Annotated in this window: 13 protein-coding genes; 9 read left to right on the forward strand and 4 right to left on the reverse strand. The window is 48.9% G+C overall.

The genetic code is table 11. From position 1 onward, the window contains the following. Positions 1–17: 17 nt before the first annotated feature. Together M662_RS02445 and cudC are read right to left on the reverse strand one after the other, a co-directional pair. On the reverse strand, positions 18–1346 hold the full coding sequence (locus tag M662_RS02445) for an Nramp family divalent metal transporter (RefSeq protein WP_026578824.1): 1329 nt from the start codon (positions 1344–1346) through the stop codon (positions 18–20). Positions 1347–1603: 257 nt separating this feature from the next. Further along, on the reverse strand, positions 1604–2155 hold the full coding sequence (cudC, locus tag M662_RS02450) for a choline uptake/conversion transcriptional regulator CudC (RefSeq protein ID WP_008639647.1): 552 nt from the start codon (positions 2153–2155) through the stop codon (positions 1604–1606). 286 nt (positions 2156–2441) lie between these two features. Here cudC and betB point away from each other — a divergent pair, with 286 nt between their 5' ends. The 3 genes from betB to M662_RS02465 all read left to right on the forward strand — a co-directional run bounded on the left by betB (position 2442) and on the right by M662_RS02465 (position 6657). Next, on the forward strand, positions 2442–3920 hold the full coding sequence (gene betB, locus M662_RS02455; RefSeq protein ID WP_026578823.1) for a betaine-aldehyde dehydrogenase: 1479 nt from the start codon (positions 2442–2444) through the stop codon (positions 3918–3920). Between the two features lie 120 nt (positions 3921–4040). Next, positions 4041–5720 (forward strand): choline dehydrogenase, encoded by a 1680-nt coding sequence (gene betA / locus M662_RS02460; RefSeq protein WP_008638953.1) that lies wholly within the window; start codon positions 4041–4043, stop codon positions 5718–5720. Positions 5721–5856: 136 nt separating this feature from the next. Beyond that, on the forward strand, positions 5857–6657 hold the full coding sequence (locus M662_RS02465) for a metallophosphoesterase family protein (RefSeq protein WP_051348997.1): 801 nt from the start codon (positions 5857–5859) through the stop codon (positions 6655–6657). A 49-nt stretch (positions 6658–6706) separates the two neighbouring features. Here the strand turns inward: M662_RS02465 and M662_RS02470 are convergent, their stop codons facing one another. Continuing rightward, a complete protein-coding gene (locus tag M662_RS02470) occupies positions 6707–9241 on the reverse strand; it encodes a BMQ_0737 family morphogenetic spore coat protein (protein WP_051348996.1) in 2535 nt (844 codons plus the stop codon). Between the two features lie 239 nt (positions 9242–9480). Between M662_RS02470 and M662_RS02475 the strand changes: the two genes are divergently transcribed. The 5 genes from M662_RS02475 to M662_RS02495 all read left to right on the forward strand — a co-directional run bounded on the left by M662_RS02475 (position 9481) and on the right by M662_RS02495 (position 16094). Then, positions 9481–11526: a BglG family transcription antiterminator gene (locus M662_RS02475; RefSeq protein WP_026578822.1), complete on the forward strand. Its 2046-nt coding sequence runs from the start codon at positions 9481–9483 to the stop codon at positions 11524–11526. Continuing rightward, the gene (locus M662_RS02480; RefSeq protein ID WP_008634373.1) at positions 11526–11807 is read left to right on the forward strand and encodes a PTS sugar transporter subunit IIB; all 282 of its coding nucleotides are present in this window, start codon (positions 11526–11528) and stop codon (positions 11805–11807) included. Before M662_RS02475 ends, M662_RS02480 begins: the two co-directional genes overlap by 1 nt. A gap of 35 nt (positions 11808–11842) precedes the next feature. Continuing rightward, entirely contained in the window at positions 11843–13186 is a 1344-nt protein-coding gene (locus M662_RS02485) for a PTS ascorbate transporter subunit IIC (RefSeq protein WP_008634374.1), read from the forward strand. A 33-nt stretch (positions 13187–13219) separates the two neighbouring features. Continuing rightward, a complete protein-coding gene (gene tkt / locus M662_RS02490; protein WP_026578821.1) occupies positions 13220–15223 on the forward strand; it encodes a transketolase in 2004 nt (667 codons plus the stop codon). A gap of 76 nt (positions 15224–15299) precedes the next feature. Further along, on the forward strand, positions 15300–16094 hold the full coding sequence (locus M662_RS02495; RefSeq protein ID WP_026578820.1) for a histidinol-phosphatase HisJ family protein: 795 nt from the start codon (positions 15300–15302) through the stop codon (positions 16092–16094). 440 nt (positions 16095–16534) lie between these two features. Here M662_RS02495 and M662_RS02500 read toward each other — a convergent pair whose 3' ends face one another. After that, on the reverse strand, positions 16535–16690 hold the full coding sequence (locus M662_RS02500; RefSeq protein ID WP_008634378.1) for a DUF1540 domain-containing protein: 156 nt from the start codon (positions 16688–16690) through the stop codon (positions 16535–16537). Between the two features lie 210 nt (positions 16691–16900). On the opposite strand from M662_RS02500, the gene nhaC reads away from it, so the two are divergent. Next, positions 16901–18316, forward strand: coding sequence for a Na+/H+ antiporter NhaC (gene nhaC / locus M662_RS02505; protein WP_008634379.1), 1416 nt, complete (start codon positions 16901–16903; stop codon positions 18314–18316). Positions 18317–18507 lie beyond the last annotated feature (191 nt).

Here is an 18507-nt window from a genome sequence, read left to right on the forward strand (position 1 = left end):
TAGGGCTAATCCTCCATTTAAATCAATTCGGTAACACTTAAGAGCACTCGCAGCGTAAGGAAGCAGACGATCAGCATGACGATCCCGTACATAATGTTCTGTCCCCGCGTATTGAGGTGGCTGCCTAAAACGCCCGGCTTGTTGCAGATATACCAGATCGAACCGACAATCATAGGCAGAAGCAGACCGTTCAATGCCTGTGCTCCCATAATCAATTGGATCGGCATTTGACCGAAAGCCATGACAACCACAATCGGTGTGATGCCCGCAATCAGCATAAGCGCGCGGTTCGTAGATGTTCTTGTGTCTTCCGATTTTCCGAATGCCTGTCCGAATAAGGCGGGTTGGACGGAGATGTTGAAAAGTCCGGAAGAAAACCCGGCGGCCCATAACCCTAAGGAGAATAGTACGCCTGCGTATTGACCGAGAAGGGGGGTCAATTGATAAGCCATGTCTGCAGCGCTCGTGATCTCGGTGCCTGTGCCGTAAATCGCTGTCCCTGCACAGATCAGGATGGAGATCGAGATGATGGCTGCGATGCTGAGGTTCGTCCGTAAGTCAAAGTGGGCGAGCTTCAGCTGTGCTGCTTTGGAAAGGGTCTGCTCCTCTTTATATTTGTTCTTAATAAATGCGGACAGCCCGAGAGCGGTATTGGGTGGCAGGGTCGTTGCGATCAGCGCCAGCACGAGCCAGTAATTCTGATCCGGAACCTGGAAGGAGAATCCGGTGGTGACCAATGCTCCGAGGTCGGGACCGGAAAGGAACACGGTCAGAACAAAGGAAAGGACCATAAGTCCGATGAAGACACGGTTGATATTTTCGAGTAACCGGTAAATGCCGATCCAGGATACGACGATGGCGGAGACGGCAAGAATGGCGACCCATGTCAGGATGGAGATGGAGGGGAGGAAGAAGTTCAGTGCCAGTGCCGCTCCGGTGAAGTTACCTGCCTGGAAAGCGATTGCTCCGAGCAGCAGGGCGAAATAAATCGTGCCGGACCACCATTTCCCCATATAAAGGCGGATCCCGTCCATAGCGGACATTTTCGTTTTGATGGTGAACTTAACGACCGGTTTCTGAAAGTAGTAGGCCGTCAAGCAGGCGATGATAAGAATCCACATCGCTTGGAAGCCGTAGCTTGCTCCGGCGATGGAGACGGTCGTAACCGTTCCGGGGCCGACGATGCACGCAGCGACGATGAGGGCAGGACCGAGCGATTTGATTCTTTCCCTCCAACCAACAGGGGGTTCTTGGAGTTGTTTGGATTGCGTCTGTCTTTTATGTATTTCTGCTTCGTTTGGAATGGCTATTCCTCCTATGTATGCAATGTAACCATAGTTAACCATAAATGTTCTGAAAATTCAGTTTTGTTGTCAGGTTATCTTACGTATTATTTTTACCGGGGCTTCCATAGGCCGGGAAACAGCAGTTTATAATAAGAAGGAATCAAATAAAGCCTGGAGCACATTGAGATGTGCTCCAGGCTTTATTTGTAAAAATAATACTGTTTAGATGCCATAGTTGATGGGTATAAATTTTACGTACAAAAGGAACATTAATACAGCCAAAGAGCCTGTATGAAGCGTTTCTGTCCGGTCTATACTTACTCTCTATGCTCTTTCGGTAAGAAATCGAAGATCTTACCGCTCCTGATCCTCTCGACCAAGTCATCCAGCCAGTGGTAATAGGTTTTTGATTCTTCCAATTGATCGTAGTATTTCTTTGCTTTCGCCACATCGTCCTGCGTGCTTTTGGCGTCTTTCATGACATCGATGAAATCTTCTTGTGCTTCTGCTATTGCAGCCAGGTTCGTTTTCACTTCCCGTTCCCACATTTGACAGTAAAACGCCATAAAGGAACGGAAAAAATTCTTTTCTGCTATATAGGTGTGTTTTCTGGATCCGCGTGTAAATGTTTTTTTGACCATTTCGATTTCCTGGAGTTTGCGGACGCTGGTACTCATGCTCGGTTTGCTCATGCCCAGTTCTGTACGCATTTCATCAAGCGTCATTTGATCTTCAAAGTACATGGTCGCATAAAGGTTCGCGGCAGCCGGGGTCACCCCGTACGTATCCATCGTCTCTGCAATGGCGCCTATGACTTTATCTTTGGCTTCTTCTATTTTGTCATTTGGGTTTACTTTAGATTCACTCATAGGGTCGCTCCTTCAGATGAAAAGTAAATCGTGTTAAATTTTTTTCAAATCTTCTTAACGAACTTCATAATAACTCGTTTGGAGAGAATGTCAAATATAATTGTAACTTTCAGGAAGTTGACCTGTCCACTTTTTCGCATAAGAGAAGGATTCCAGGAGTTATCTTCGAAGAAAGCACATTTGATGCCGAAATACGTTTGACATGATTTTTTTCTCGTGTTAGTGTTAAAAACGTTAAATAAATTCTTAACAAAGTTAATCTACTTCAAAGGTGGAGTTGATAAAAATGGATCTTAAATTACAAATGCAGCATTATATTAACGGGAAATGGGTAGGCGCGGATTCCGAGAAGACGCGTGACATCATTAACCCATATAACCAGGAAGTAATCGCGACCGTACCGGAAGGCGATGAAACCGAAGCGAAAGAAGCGATCGCAGCAGCGAGAGCAGCGTTCGATCAAGGGGACTGGGCGACTACTCCTTCTACAGAGCGTGGAGCAATCGTACGTAAGATTGCGGAACTTATTGAAAGAGATAAGGAAGAACTTGCTTACCTTGAGTCTCTGGACACAGGTAAAACAGTAGAAGAAAGCCGCGGAGATATGGACGACATCGCAGGCGTGTTCCGTTATTATGCAGAGATTGCAGATAAGGACGGCGGCGAAATCATCCCTTCTCCAATTCCGAACTCTGTCAGCAGAGTCGTACATGAACCAGTCGGTGTTTGTGGTCAAATCACTCCTTGGAACTATCCTCTGTTACAAGCTTCATGGAAACTTGCTCCGGCACTAGTTACCGGAAACACGCTTGTTATGAAGCCGAGTGAGATCACACCACTTACAACGATCAAGACGTTCCAATTGATGGAGGAAGCGGGAGTGCCGGCCGGTGTTGTCAACCTTGTCCTTGGTGCAGGAGACACCATCGGGGCGGAGCTTTCCAGCAGCGAAGACGTTGATCTTATTTCCTTCACAGGCGGAATCGTGACAGGTAAGAAGATCATGCAGGCGGCAAGCTCCAACGTGAAGAAGCTGGCACTTGAGCTTGGCGGTAAGAACCCGAACATCATCTTCGCCGACGCTGATTTCGAATTGGCTGTCGATCAGGCGTTGAACGGCGTATTCTTCCACGCAGGCCAGATCTGCTCTGCAGGTACACGTTTGATCGTGGAAGAAAGCATTCATGATGACTTCGTTCAGGCACTGGTTGACCGTGTGAACAACTTCAAACTCGGCAGCGGATTTGATGAAGATACACAAATGGGGCCGCTGATTTCTGCGGAGCACCTTGCGAAAGTAGAGAAGTATGTAGAAGCAGGAATCAAAGAAGGTGCGACTCTTGCTGCCGGTGGTAAACGTCCGGAAGATCCGGAACTGCAGAAAGGATTCTTCTATCTGCCTACGATCTTCACAGATTGTACGACAGACATGACCGTGGTACAGGACGAAGCATTCGGACCTGTCATCACTGTTGAGAAATTCAGCACAGAAGAAGAAGCTGTGAAACTTTCCAATGATTCTATTTATGGTCTTGCCGGCGGTGTGTTCACGAATGACATCGTAAAAGCCGAGCGCTGTGCTGCTAAGATGCGCATGGGTACGGTTTGGATCAATGAATTCAACCTTTACTTCCCACACGCACCATGGGGTGGATTCAAGCAGTCCGGTATCGGTCGTGAACTTGGTAAACTTGGGCTTGAAGAATACACGGAAACAAAACACATTTTCCAAAACCTTAAACCGGAACAAATCAACTGGTTTTAATTCCGAGCAGCTATCCGGTTAAGGAAGACACTCTTGTAAATTATTTTTTTAAATAGAAGGAGGAGGGAGCAGGATGGACCTGCATCCCTTCATCCTAATCATCACCAAGGAGGAACAGATATGACAGAAGCATATGATATTGTAATTGTTGGTGGCGGTAGTGCGGGTTCCGTACTGGGTAACCGTCTAAGTGCAGATGGAACTAAAAATGTACTCGTTCTTGAGGCTGGACGCAGTGACTATAACTGGGACCTGTTGATCCAAATGCCAGCTGCCCTGCCGTTCCCTGCAGGTAAGAGCCTTTATGACTGGAAATATGAATCAGATCCTGAACCACACATGAACGGTCGTCGCATCAAGCACGCCCGCGGTAAAGTACTGGGTGGATCCAGCTCCATCAACGGTATGATCTACCAACGTGGTAACCCGATGGACTACGAGCGCTGGGGCGCTGATGAAGGTATGGAGAACTGGGATTGGAAACACTGCCTGCCATACTTCAAACGTCTGGAAAATGCTCTAGGATCACCGGATGATGAACTTCGCGGCCACGACGGTCCAATTAAATTGGAGCGCGGACCAGCTAAAAACCCTCTATTCCAAGCCTTCTTTAACTCAGCTGTAGAAGCTGGTTATAACAAAACTCCAGATGTAAACGGCTTCCGTCAAGAAGGATTCGGACCGTTCGATAAGCACGTGTACAAAGGACAGCGTCTATCTGCTTCCCGCGCTTATCTACACCCTGTAATGGACCGCGAGAACCTTACAGTTAAGACTCGCGCATTCGTTACAAGCATCGACTTCGATGGTACGAAGGCGAAAGGATTGACGTATAAGCGCAACGGTAAGATGCATACGGTCAAAGCAGGAGAAATCGTGCTTGCCGGTGGTGCGATCAATACACCACAACTGCTTCAACTTTCCGGTGTCGGTGATGCGGAACACCTGAAGTCTCTTGGCATTAAGCCGGTCGTAGACCTTCCTGGTGTCGGTGAAAACCTTCAGGACCACTTGGAAGTGTACGTACAGCACGCTTGCCCGGTTCCTGTTTCTGAACAGCCGAACCTTGATATCAAGAAGTTCCCATGGATCGGTCTTCAGTGGATGCTTGGACGCACAGGTCCAGCTGCGACGAACCACTTCGAAGGTGGCGGATTCGTACGTTCCAACGACGAAGTCGACTATCCGAACTTGATGTTCCACTTCCTGCCGGTTGCCGTACGTTACGACGGACAAAAAGCACCGACAGATCACGGTTTCCAAGTCCACATCGGACCAATGTACTCCGATGCACGTGGTTCCTTGAAGATCCGTTCCAAAGATCCGAAAGAACACCCAAGCATGGTGTACAACTACCTTTCTACAGAACAAGATAAGCGTGAGTGGATCGAAGCGATCCGCATCACTCGTGAAATCATGCAGCAACCTGCTATGAAGAAATACAATGCCGGAGAAATCTCTCCAGGACCAACTGTCACATCTGATGAAGAAATCCTGGATTGGGTACGTGAAGATGCGGAAACGGCCCTTCACCCGTCTTGTACGGCGAAAATGGGACCAGCTTCCGATCCGATGGCTGTTGTTGACCCGAACACAATGAAAGTTCACGGTCTTGATAACGTACGCGTTGTCGATGCATCTGCTATGCCTTACGTAACCAACGGTAACATCCACGCTCCAGTATTGATGCTGGCTGAAAAAGCTGCGGACCTTATCCTTGGCCGTAAGCCGCTTGATCCAATCGATGCTGACTTCTATCGTCACGGTGTACACCCTGCCGATGCTGGTACAGTAGAATAAATACTTTATGAAAGAAGGTCTCTTCGGAGGCCTTCTTTTTTATGGGGAAAAAGTGTTCAGATCATTGTGTTTACATAATCTTACTTCCCGGCAAATATAATGGAGGTAGGTCCTATACGGAAAATGGAGGTTGTCCATGAGGAAAACAATCGCTGTGCTTGCAGATATTCACGGGAATTTGGAGGCGCTGGAGGCTGTATTTGCAGACATGGAGCAGCACGCGTACGTTACGGAAATCTTCTGCCTGGGCGATTTGATCGGCATTGGTCCACATCCGAATGAAGTGCTGGCCTGTATCTGTGCAAGAGAGAACGTCCAGGTCGTAAGTGGAAATCATGAAGAAGCGGTGCTGGCTCTGATCCATGGAGAGGCGTATCCGAAGCGGAGTGAGACCATCAGGGCTCATCACGAATGGGTGGCAGCATCCCTGGATGACGCCTACATCCCTTGGCTGACCGCCCTACCAAGGCAGCTCACGCTGGAACGGGAAGGGGTCAACATCCTTCTTCAGCATTATCATATGAAGGAAACGAGACGGGAATTCCCTATATGGCGGAATCCTTTTGAACCGGTGGACTATCATCCGACCGCCCGGAAGCTGGACGATTTTTATGAGGAGGTGGAAGGCAGCTGGGATATTGTCTGTTTCGGGCATCATCATCCGGTGCATCTTTTTCAAACGGAGAAGCGGGTGTATTTGAATCCGGGGGCTCTTGGTTGTTACCATAAGCCGCTGGCGCGTTACGCACTGATTCATTTGGGGGAAGGGCAGGCGTCGGTCGAGCTAAGAGAAATACCATATGATAAAGGGAAAGTTGTGGAGGCGCTCTACCGTTTAGAAGTGCCGAAGCGGGATTTCATTGTCCAGACGTTTCTAAGCAGCAAGCCGCCTGCGGCCTATGTATCTTCTTATGGTGGGAATATAGAAAAAGGATGAACGTATTTAATGTTCATCCTTTTTTTCATCATATAACAGTTCCCTTTTCTTAAATAGGAATAATGGTATTATCAACTAAATCAAAGGCTGTGAGCGACATTCCGAATGGGATGCCGATGGTAGTGAAACCAACAGGCGCATCGGGAGAAACGGTATCGAAGGCTCTTCCCCACGGCAAGGCGACTGCCAACGTATTACGTACCACTTGAATCTGTCCTGCGGTAGGAGCAGTGGTACCTCCATCCCTATAGTCGACATACACGGCTAAACGTTGGGTGTTCGGATTAGTAATGTTATTTTCTTCAATAAGAATCGTATCAATACCCGGGAAGTTGAATGGATAGAAAATGATGGAGCTTCCCGCGCGGTCCAGGTGGTTAATCGTATTTCTGCGGACAAAGATAGAAACGTTGGTAAAAGCCGAGTTTTCAAAGAAGACGAACTGGCTGTGCCGCTCCATGGTGTTATCATCCACTAAAAAGGTTCCGCTGAACTCATCCGTCGGAGTATTCGGCTGGAAGCGGATAGCGGCAAGACTCGTCGCTCCACCGATGAAGGAGTTCCCTGAGATTGTCGTAGTACCCAACGCTCCACGTATTTCCAGGGACTGCTCATCACCTGTGTGGGTGATGGTATTGTTCTCCAACGTGAAATCATCGACGTTTACGATCAGCGTCCGTTCCCCGCCGGTCAAGTTGGAATCCCGGATGACAATGCCGCTGTAATAGTCGCCAACGCCTTGCGCAGGAATTCGGATTAACGTTTCATCAGGAGCCACATCGCTGAACGTTCGAGTGAAGCTGAGGTTCTCCAGTGTAATCGCATCTGCCTGCAGGAAAACGGCTGTTTCAGCGGTAAAGGGTGCTGGGAAGTCTACGAGCGTACTGCCTGCGGAAAAGCCGCGGATGGTCAACGGTTTATCAATGGTAAGCGCAGCCGTCTGGGTGTAGGTTCCAGGTGTAACGATCAACGTATCTCCGTCGTTCGCATCTGCAACGGCGACGGCGATCAAGTCATAGAACGTCTGTTGATTCACATTGTAAATGCGGCCTGCTTGAATGCTGCAGGTAATTCCTGCAGGGAGAGGCACAGCGTCCACCGGGCAAGGTACACATTCTTCGGATGTCCTATTCAATGTGAGGCTGCACGTTTGGCTTCCGCAAATCAGTGTTTCTGCACAAGGTTCCTCACAAGGGAAGCAAATTAAATCGCCTTCTTCCAGACCTCCGCAATCCCCTTCGATAAGTCCGACCGCATACACGCAGGAAGGTACGCCGCAGAAGAAGCCTTCGGGTAGGGTCACTGCATTAGGAGGGCAGAATACACATGTTTCCTCCGTTCTATTCAGTACAAGCGTGCAAACGCCGTTGGTACACTGCAATACTTCCTCACACGGCTCCTCACAAGGGAAACAAAGTACGTCTCCGACCACGATTTCTGCGCAGTCTCCTTCGACCTCTGTCACTTCATAGACGCAGGAAAGGACAGGTACTTCACATGCGAACCCTGCAGGAAGCGGGACGGCATCCAGTGGGCAGACGGTACATGTTTCGTCTGTTAAGGATAAGGTCAGTGTGCAATCCCCGTTCGAGCATTGCAGGATATCCTCGCAGGCTGCCTCGCATGGCAGGCAGATCAAATCCCCGACAACAAGGTCTCCGCAATCGCCGTCCGCTTCTGTCACTACATAAATACACGAAAGGCCGGGTACTTCACAAGCGAATCCTGCCGGGAGGGTTACAGCTTCCGGTGGACAAGTCACACATCCGTCATCGGTCAGTTCAAGCAGCAGGGAGCAAACACCGTTCGAGCATTGCAGCGTTTGGGGACAAGGGGTTTCACATGGATAACAGATGGTGTCCCCGACGACGATTCCTCCACAATCCCCTTCCGTATCTGTCACGGTATAAAGGCAGAACACCGGCGGGAAGAGGACGGTGAATTCCGCGTCCACTCTGCTTCTGATCCAATCATAAACGCTGTTCGTGCGGATGCAGAGGTTCTCCTCCTGTTGAGGTTGTATTTCCACGCAGCTCGACTGAAGGGTCGGAAACGTTTCTGGTTCCGGATCCGTCTCTTCTTCGCCGAAGACGGCAGGGCACTGCCTTGGACGGACAGGGGGGAGGCACGTGCGCTCCACTTCCTGCTGTCTCGGATTGCAGAAACCTGCCTCTAAGTCTACAACGACAGAAGCGACGGACTGCACATCCTGGCAGAGATCGATGGTGATGGTCACCTCTGTTCCTTCCTCGCTTGTCGAAACCGTACAAATCCGGCAGCCTGCTTCTGCGGCCCGGACTTCAATGTCGGTTCCTGTAGGCGCACACAAGTAGTAGCTTTCACAAATCGTAAAGTCGGTAGAATCCGTCGTTCCCGTTTCCAAAAGGACGGTCACGGTCCCTGTGATGCGTATGTTTACGCGTTGAAGGACCAGCTGGGTGCCATCCGGGAGTGTGAACACTCTTTCTTCTCTTCCGCCGGGCTGGGGGATTTCTACATAATTCAAATCAGTCACCATACAGGAAGGTCCTTCCTCCGCTTGCTGCCGCAGGGACGCCCTGTATCGGCTTACTCTTCGTACCATGTCGTTCCTCCTTTTATCATCTATATAGATATCGATATAGTATCCATATGCGGAGTTGGATAGGGTGGGGAGGGCGTCTGGTAAAATGGGTGAAAGGAATGAGAATAGGCAGATAGAGGGGATGACTATGTGGAAGAGTCCAATCTGTGTGGAGTCTTCCTACAAAGGTTGGGCTCGAATAGCGTTGTTATCATAATGTAAGCGTTTTATAATTTAAATTAGAAACGGAGGTACTTGCTTTGCTTGATCAAAAAACCTATCAGTTTCTTGAGAGAATCATGAAGTACAAGCAAATTACGAAGCCTGAAATGATGTTGGAACTGGATTTGACAGAAAGAAGATTCGACTACCTTTTAGAAAAAGTGAATAACAGTCTGGCCTTCGTGGATCTGCCGCCTCTACAAATGGAAAATCAGTGGATCGTCGCGGATGAGCGGGTGAAGGAATTCGTAGCTTCCGGGGGTCCGTTGGATATTAATGGGAACGATCTCATAATTTCAGAGGAGAATCGTCCGCTGATGATCTATCTTTATACGTTCATCAAACAGGAACCGATATCCGGCTACCATTTTCAACTGTTGTTGAATGTAAGTAAAAACACGGCATTAGCCGACGTGAAGAAGGCTCGGGAATGGTGCCTGGAATGGAATGTGGAGTTCGTTTACAAGCGGATGGAGGGGTATCATCTCCAAGGGGCCGAGATGGACAAGCGGCGCTTCGCCCTCTACTGTCTGGATTATTTACTTTCTCAGCCGCTCGGTAGAGAAATCATCGACCGGACTCTGGGTGCCTGGCATAAGGAGGAGATGGTCGAAGAAACGACTTCAATCATGGAAGCGTTTTTAGACCGGTGGCAGACAATCCGGCTTGTGAGGAGCAGGAAGGTGGAGATGGTGTATCATCTCGTGTTCATGCGGGCTCGAAGCAGGAAAGACGACCTTCTCTATACGTCCGAAGAAAAAAAGGTGCTGGAAGAGGAGCATATTTACCCGGCCGCGGAAGAGTTAGCCTTTGAGCTGTTTCCGGAAGGTCCAGGGGAGGATGTTTATTTTACAGCTGTTCAGCTGTTGACCTCACAAGGAGAAGTGAACAGTGATGCGCATCCGCTGCTCATGGAGATGGGAGAGAAAATCGTTGCAGCATTTGAGAAGAATACGCTTCTTCCCATCGAGAATAAAGAGAGCCTGATTCAAAGCCTGTTCAACCACCTTGTCCCGACCTATTACCGCCTTATGTTCGATATTCCGCTGATCAACCCGATGAAAGAAGTGATCAAGGGGGAGTATGGAGAGCTGTTCCAGTTTGTGAGAAGGTCGCTGAAGCCTCTGGCGGAATGGACCGGTAAACAAATCAGCGAAGCGGAAATCGGATATTTCACTCTCCATTTCGGAGGCTATCTGGAGAGGGACAGACGAGAGAAGCCGGAGGATGTCAAGGCGTTAGTCATCTGCTCCAACGGGGTTAGTTCCTCGATCATGCTGCGGGCGCAGCTGAAGGAGATGTTTCCGGCTGTTCAATTCTCCCGGGCTCATACAGCCGACACCATTGGGAGCGTTCCGCCATCCAGTTATGATTTGATTTTCTCCACGGTGGCGTTGACCTCCATCAAGCCTGTGTTCCTCGTCAAGCCGCTGTTGTCATCGGTGGAGAAGACTCATTTGATCCAGTCGGTAAGGGAAGAGTTTCCTTCGCTGCACGAGAACAGCGTGCCTTTGGAAAAGGTGATGGAAGTCATCCGAAGGAATACGGATATCAAGAATGAGAAGAAATTGGTCTCCGAATTAATAGAAATTATGTACTTCAAAAATACCGAGAAAAGGTGGGAGAAGCCATTGCTTTCTGATCTATTAACGAAAGAAACGATCCATTTTACAAATGAAAAACTGGATTGGCGTTCAGCCATCTCCAAGGCGGCAGAGCCGCTGCTTGATACAGAGAAGATTGAACAGCGATACATCGACGCCATGATTCAGAATGTCGAAGAGATAGGGACTTATATTCACATCGGAAAGGGAATTGCGATTCCCCATGCGAGACCCGATGCGGGAGTGAAAGAAGTGGGTATGTCCTTCCTCCGAACGAGGGAGCCTGTGCTTTTGTTGGATAAGCCGGAGCATTCGATCGATCTGTTCATCTGTCTGGCTGCGATCGATAATGAAGCACACTTGAAGGCGCTGGCGCATTTAACGAAGCTGCTTGGTGATAATACGAAGCTTGCGGCCATCAAGGATGCAGCAAGTGAAGAAGAAATCATGGAGATTATAAAAGAAGGAGAGGAATTATAATGAAATTTTTAGCGGTATGTGGATCAGGTCTGGGAACGAGTTTTATGGTGGAAATGAATATTAATCAAATTTTGAGTGAGCTTGGGGTTACTGGTGTAGAAGTGTCACACTCGGATTTGAGCTCGGCAGCACCCGGAGATGCGGATGTCTTCTTCCTGGCTAAAGATATAGCAGAAGGCGGACAGCATCTTGGAGAAGTTGTCGTTCTGGAGAACATCGTTGATATGGATGAACTGCGTGACAAAGTGAAGCAGATCGTCGAAGAGAAGAACCTGGCATAAACACAGTTGAAACATGCGGAAGGGGAGGATAGAAAATGAACAGCTTTCTGACGGTGTTGGTGGATATATTAAGTCAACCGGCGATTCTTGTTGCTATGATTGCCTTGATCGGGTTAGTCGCCCAGAAGAAAAACGTGTCAGACACGATGAAGGGAACGACGAAGACATTCGTCGGTTTCCTCGTCATCTCAGCGGGAGCCGGTATTTTGGAAACGTCCTTGGTACCGTTCGGCTCCATGTTCCAGGAGGCGTTCAACGTCTCCGGGGTAGTACCGAATAATGAAGCGATTGTAGCACTTGCCTTAAATGAGTATGGTTCCAATACAGCACTTATCATGTTCTTCGGAATGATTGTAAATATTCTGATCGCCCGTTTCACCCGGTTTAAATACATTTTCCTGACGGGGCATCACACGTTATATATGGCTTGTATGCTCGCCGTCATCATGGCCGTGGCCGGCTTCAACACGATTCCGCAAATCGCCGCCGGAGCGGTTGCGTTGGGTATCATCATGACCTTATCCCCTGCGATTCTTCAGCCGTTCATGCGGGAGCTGACAGGGAACGATAACGTCGCATTAGGTCACTTCAGTGCGGTCGGTTATGCAATCAGCGGCTTAGTCGGGAAAGCCTTGAAATCAGAGAAGTCCACATCGACAGAGAAAATCAACTTTCCGAAAGGTCTTGGTTTCTTACGGGACAGTACGGTAAGTATTGCACTTACAATGGTTGTCATGTATTTGATTGTCGCTTTGGCAGCAGGTCCGTCTTTCATTGAAGCGGAACTCAGCGACGGTACGAATTTCCTTGTCTTCTCTTTCATTCAGGCAGGTAATTTTGCTGCTGGTGTATTCATCATTTTGTCCGGAGTACGTCTCGTTCTTGCGGAAATCGTCCCGGCTTTCAAAGGGATTTCTACGAAGCTTGTTCCTAATGCGAAGCCTGCCTTGGACGTTCCGATTGTCTATACGTACGCGCCGAATGCCGTATTGATCGGCTTCTTCTCCAGTTTCATCGGAGGTCTCTTCAGTATGGTCGTCATGGCACTTGTCGGAAGTACCATCATTCTTCCAGGCGTCGTTCCACACTTCTTCACAGGAGCAGCTGCCGGCGTGTTCGGTAATGCTACGGGCGGGGTAAGAGGAGCCGTTGGGGGATCTTTTGTAAACGGTATCATAATTTCGTTTCTGCCGATCTTCCTGCTGCCGGTCCTGGGAGAGCTTGGATTCGCCAACACGACGTTCTCGGATGCCGATTTCGGTGTGAGTGGAATTTTCTTCGGAACACTTGCCAACTACGCCGGGCCGCTGGCTATTGTCATCAGTCTTGTCGTCATTCTGGCGCTTATGGTCATCCCGTTCAAGAAGAAAACCAGTTGATCTTGTGGAAATACAAATAACGGAGGCGATAGCATGTCCATTTCGACAGATAAGGTATCCGAGTTGTCCGTCAATACAATCCGTACGTTGAATATCGATAGTGTAGAAAAAGCCGACCACGGTCACCCGGGGATGCCGATGGGGGCTGCACCTATGGCCTATGCCTTGTGGAAGAACTTCCTCAACGTAAACCCGGACAACCCCAATTGGTTCAATAGAGACCGGTTCGTCCTCTCGGCAGGGCATGGCTCGACACTGCTTTACAGCCTGCTTCACCTTTCCGGATATGAGGTATCGATCGATGATCTGAAAAATTTCCGGCAGCTTGGCAGTAAAACGCCCGGCCACCCGGAATACGGCATCACTCCGGGAGTAGAGGTAACGACAGGGCCGCTCGGTCAGGGAATACCGGCAAGTGTCGGTTTGGCCTTGGCGGAGAGGCACCTGGCGGAAACCGACAACCGTGATGGATATCCGGTTGTCGACCATTATACGTACACGATCTGCGGGGACGGCGACTTGATGGAAGGCGTATCCTATGAAGCTGCGTCTCTCGCAGGTCACTTAGGGCTTGGGCGCCTGATCGTCCTCTATGATTCCAATGATGTCAGCTTGGATGGTGGTCTCGACCTTTCTTTCTCGGAAGATGTGGAAAGCAGGTTCACCTCCTGTCATTGGCATTATCTTAAAGTAGAAGACGGCAACAATATTTCGGCAGTGGAGCGTGCCATCGAGGAAGCGAAGGCGGAGACGGAGAAGCCGACGATTATCGAGATCAAAACGATCATCGGTTACGGAGCATCCAGTATTCAAGGAACGAGCGATGCGCACAGCGATCCGCTTGGGAAAGAAGAAGTGGAGCGGACGAAACGATTCTATAAGTGGGAGTATGAAGAGGAGTTCTTCGTTCCGGAAGAAGTCTACCAGGATTTTCGGATGATCAAAGAAAGAGGGAAAGCGAAGGAGCAGGAATGGGAAGCGACCTTCGGTGAATATAAAAAAGCCTTCCCGGAGCAGGCTGTGGAATTAGAAAGGCTCCTGGCGGGCAGGCTCCCGGAGGACTGGTCACGGGTGCTTCCTTCCTATGAAGAGGGGGAGACGCTTGCTACCAGAGCGGCTTCTGGAGAACTGCTGAATGCACTTGCTGATGTAATGCCTGAATTTGTCGGCGGGTCTGCTGATTTAGATTCCTCAACGAAGACGCGATTGAAAAAGTACCCGGACTTCACTCCTTCCGATTACGCGGGTAGAAACATCCGCTTCGGAGTCAGGGAATTCGCTATGGGAGCAATCGCCAATGGTCTCGCTCTGCACCATTTAAGGCCATTTGTCAGTACGTTCTTCGTTTTCTCGGATTACCTGCGCCCCGCTGTCCGGCTTGCCTCACTCATGGGAATACCGGTCACGTACGTATTTACCCATGACAGTGTAGCGGTAGGACAGGATGGACCTACGCATGAACCGGTCGAACAGCTGGCCTCGTTCCGGGCAATGCCGGGATTGTGTGTCCTCCGTCCGGCGGATGCAAATGAAACGAAGGAAGCTTGGAAGATTGCCGTAGAGCAGCAAGATCAGCCGACGATGCTGGTGTTGGGAAGGCAGGGCGTACCAACGCTTAAACATACGGATTCGCATGCAGCAGACGGCGTGAGAAGAGGTGCCTACATCCTCTCTGAAGCAGCTGGAGAACCGTCGGGGATTGTGATAGCGGCTGGATCAGAAGTGCCTTTGGCTTTGGAAGCGCAGGAACAATTGGCAGCGGAGGGGCTGTATGTCCGGGTCGTCAGCATGCCGTCATGGGATCTGTTTGAAAAACAAGCGCCGGAGTACAAAGAGCACGTGCTTCCGAAGGACATCAAAAAGCGGCTGGTCGTCGAGATGGGATCGAAGCTTGGCTGGAGAGAGTATGCAGGAGACGAAGGCTTGGTAATAAGTGTCGATACTTTCGGCACCTCAGGACCTGGAGATGAAGTGATCGCCGCGTTCGGTTTCACCGTAGAGAACGTCGTTCATAACTTCAAGTCTCTGTTGAAGTAAGTTCCTGTATGAGGTAACCTTTTTCTGGGTTACCTTATTTCTTTTTTTTACTAGAAGAAGGCAAGGAGGAAGCATTATGTACGCAGCGGATTATCATCATCATACGAACCATTCGTTTGATTCAAAGGCAGAGATGGAGGACGTTTGTGCGAGTGCAGTGAATAAAGGGTTTAACGAGATTTGCTTTACCGAACACTTCTCTGTCAATCCGAATGTGCCGACATATGGACACATGGACTTCGAGAGGTACTTTTCTGAGATAGAGAGATGCCGCGAGGAGTTTGAGGGCAGGCTGACCATCAAGGCAGGGATCGAATTATGCGAACCGCACTTGATGAAAGCGGAATACGAGGAGGTCTTACGGGATAAAGACCTCGATTTCATCCTCGGTTCCGTTCACAACATAGAAGAAACGAAGCTTAGGAAAGTCCTGCAGGAGAAGGAGCGGGAAGCGGCTTACCGCGCCTACTTCGAGGAAATGTACGCGCTTGTCGAAGGTGCCGATATAGACGTGCTCGCTCACCTGGATTTGATGAAACGCTACGACGGGACGGCAGGAGAGAAATACGCATTCCGCGACTACGAAGCATTGTTAAGGAAAATTCTGCGGAAGGCGGTCGATCGCGGCATCGGGATCGAAATCAATACGTCCGGCTTATCCAACCAGAAAGTCGGAGAGGCTTTTCCTACGATGGATATTTTGAAGCTTTATAAAGAGGTGGGCGGCGAGATCCTGACAATCGGGTCGGACTCGCACAAGCCGGAGACAACGGGAGATTACTGGGAGAGCGCGGTCAGCATGGCGAAACAGGCAGGATTTAAGCGCCTCTATACTTTTACGAAAAGGGATCCCCAGCCGTACGATATATAAGAAAACAGAGCGGACATCTTTTGACATGGATGTCTGCTTTTTTCTTCTGTCTTTAGACACCATTAAGGTACCGTTAGTCGATTATACATATACAAGCCTGCGTCGAAATAGCCGAAAAAAAAATGAGGGGAGACGGTTTGCGATAATGGCCTAGGGCCGGACTAATCCCCGGAAATGGCCGGAGAAGCGGTCCTTGGGACGGCCGCGTAAACGGCCCCTTTATATAAACAAAATAAAACAAGAATAAACAAATAATCATGAGGCGGCCGATTTGTGAGGAAAGGGAAGTAGTCTTTCCGATATCCATAGAGCTGGAGGGGGAGGTTGTTTTACAAAATTTTGTTTGTAAGCACAACATGATAACGATAATCTTTATCAGTCTTAACTAAAAAAAGTAGCCCTCATCGGCTACCAGGAATACCTTCTATTCGGTTATGTGTCTAGTGCTTCGCTTCAAATGTCTTGCAGTCTGTTTCGTTTTGAGACGAGGCGGTTTTTCCTGATTCACTGATGATGAAGATTGTTTCTGCTCCACACTTCTGACCGTCTTCATTATGCACACAGTTCTTCACGTCACACAGAACATCCATTGCCATGCTGCGTCACCTCCTGAAGAAGCATTTGTTTATTCATATACCCGCAATGGGTGGATTCTACACCTCAGCCTCTCGGATAGGTGTTCATTCCGAACAATTTTTCTTGTCCAATGTCAGCAAATATGACAAATCGTATTCAAAAAAGCTCTCTATGTTGGTATGATGAGAAAATACTTAAATTATATGAAAAGGATATAGGGAGAGATTGAAGTGAAGGAAGGAAGATTACCGTCTTTATTGGAAGTATTTCTCGTATTAGCTGCATTTCTAGTTGTCGTATTTTCATTTACGGCACTGTTTGAACTGCCGATCCAGCTTGCACTGTTCGTCGGGTGGTTCATTGTCATTTTACTAGGTTTGCGTTTAGGATTTACGTATGATTCTCTACAGAACTCCATGATCAAAGGGATTTCCAACGGGTTGGAAGCAGTCATCATCCTGATGGCGGTCGGTGCTTTGATTGGTACCTGGATTGCAGGTGGGATCGTTCCCACAATCATTTATTACGGCTTGGACTTTATCCACCCTTCTATTTTTCTATTAGCTACATTAATTATATGTGCACTGACCTCCTTATCCACAGGAACATCCTGGGGAACGGTCGGTACAGCGGGGATTGCAATGATGGGGATCGGGGAAGGACTCGGACTGCCGCTTCCCCTTGTAGCGGGTGCTGTGTTATCCGGGGCCTACTTTGGTGATAAATTATCACCGCTTTCAGACAGCACCGTCCTTGCGGCATCGATGTCGAAGGTTAACGTGATTTCGCACGTGAAGTCGATGCTGTATCTGGATGTGCCCGCATTCATCATTACATCGATTCTGTTTACGGCTGCCGGTTTTTATTACGGGACGGGAGATGTAGATTTGGACAGAGTCCAGTCGATTATGACGTCCTTGAATGAGACGTTCACCATCAATCCTGTCATGTTCGTGCCGGCATTGATCGTCATCGGCTTGCTGATCTTGAAGAAGCCGTCTATTCCTACGATATCCTTCGGGGCGCTGGTAGGAGTCATTTGGGCGGTGGTCTTCCAGGGAGCGGATGTGGTTTCTTCGATCGATGCGGCCTACAATGGCTTTCAAATTGAATCCGGATCCGAATTCATCGATGAACTGCTGAACAGGGGTGGTATTGGCGGCATGCTTGGATCTATCGCGGTAATTATCCTGGGCCTTGGTATCGGCGGCATGCTGGAGAAGGTCGGCGTCCTTACAGTCATCATGAATACGTTCGTAGATAAAATCAGAAGTGCGGGCAGCTTGTCTGTATCGACGGTTTTTGCCGGATTGTTTACGAATATATTCGGTTGTGCGATGTACGTCTCCTTAATTCTGACACCGAAGCTGATGGAGAAAAGTTATGACAGGCTCCGAATCGACCGGAGAGTCTTATCTAGGAACACGGAGGTCGGCGGGACGATGACCTCCGGAATGGTACCGTGGTCGGATAACGGCATTTTTATGGCCGGTATTCTTGGCGTGTCGACGTTATCCTATCTACCATTCATGTGGATGAGTTTCGTATCGATCGCGCTTGTCATCCTATATGGATACACAGGTACATTCATCTGGTATACCAATCAAGAGGAAGCGGAAGAAGATTTGTCCGATTCCGTTCACTGATAGAGATATGACAAAAAGGCTCTTCCTGCCGCTGCGGCAGGAGGGCTTTTTTTTATTGTAGAATATCCCAGAATCTTTATTATTCTCAAAATGCGTAAAAACGCATTCAAAAAAGTAGATTCCTATGTTATTATGAGGAAAATTGTTCTCGTATTGCGTACTTGGCTTGTTTTTAAAAAGAAAATAGGAGG

This window comes from Bacillus sp. SB49 (assembly GCF_000469135.2).
Lineage (GTDB): Bacteria > Bacillota > Bacilli > Bacillales > Halobacillaceae > Halobacillus.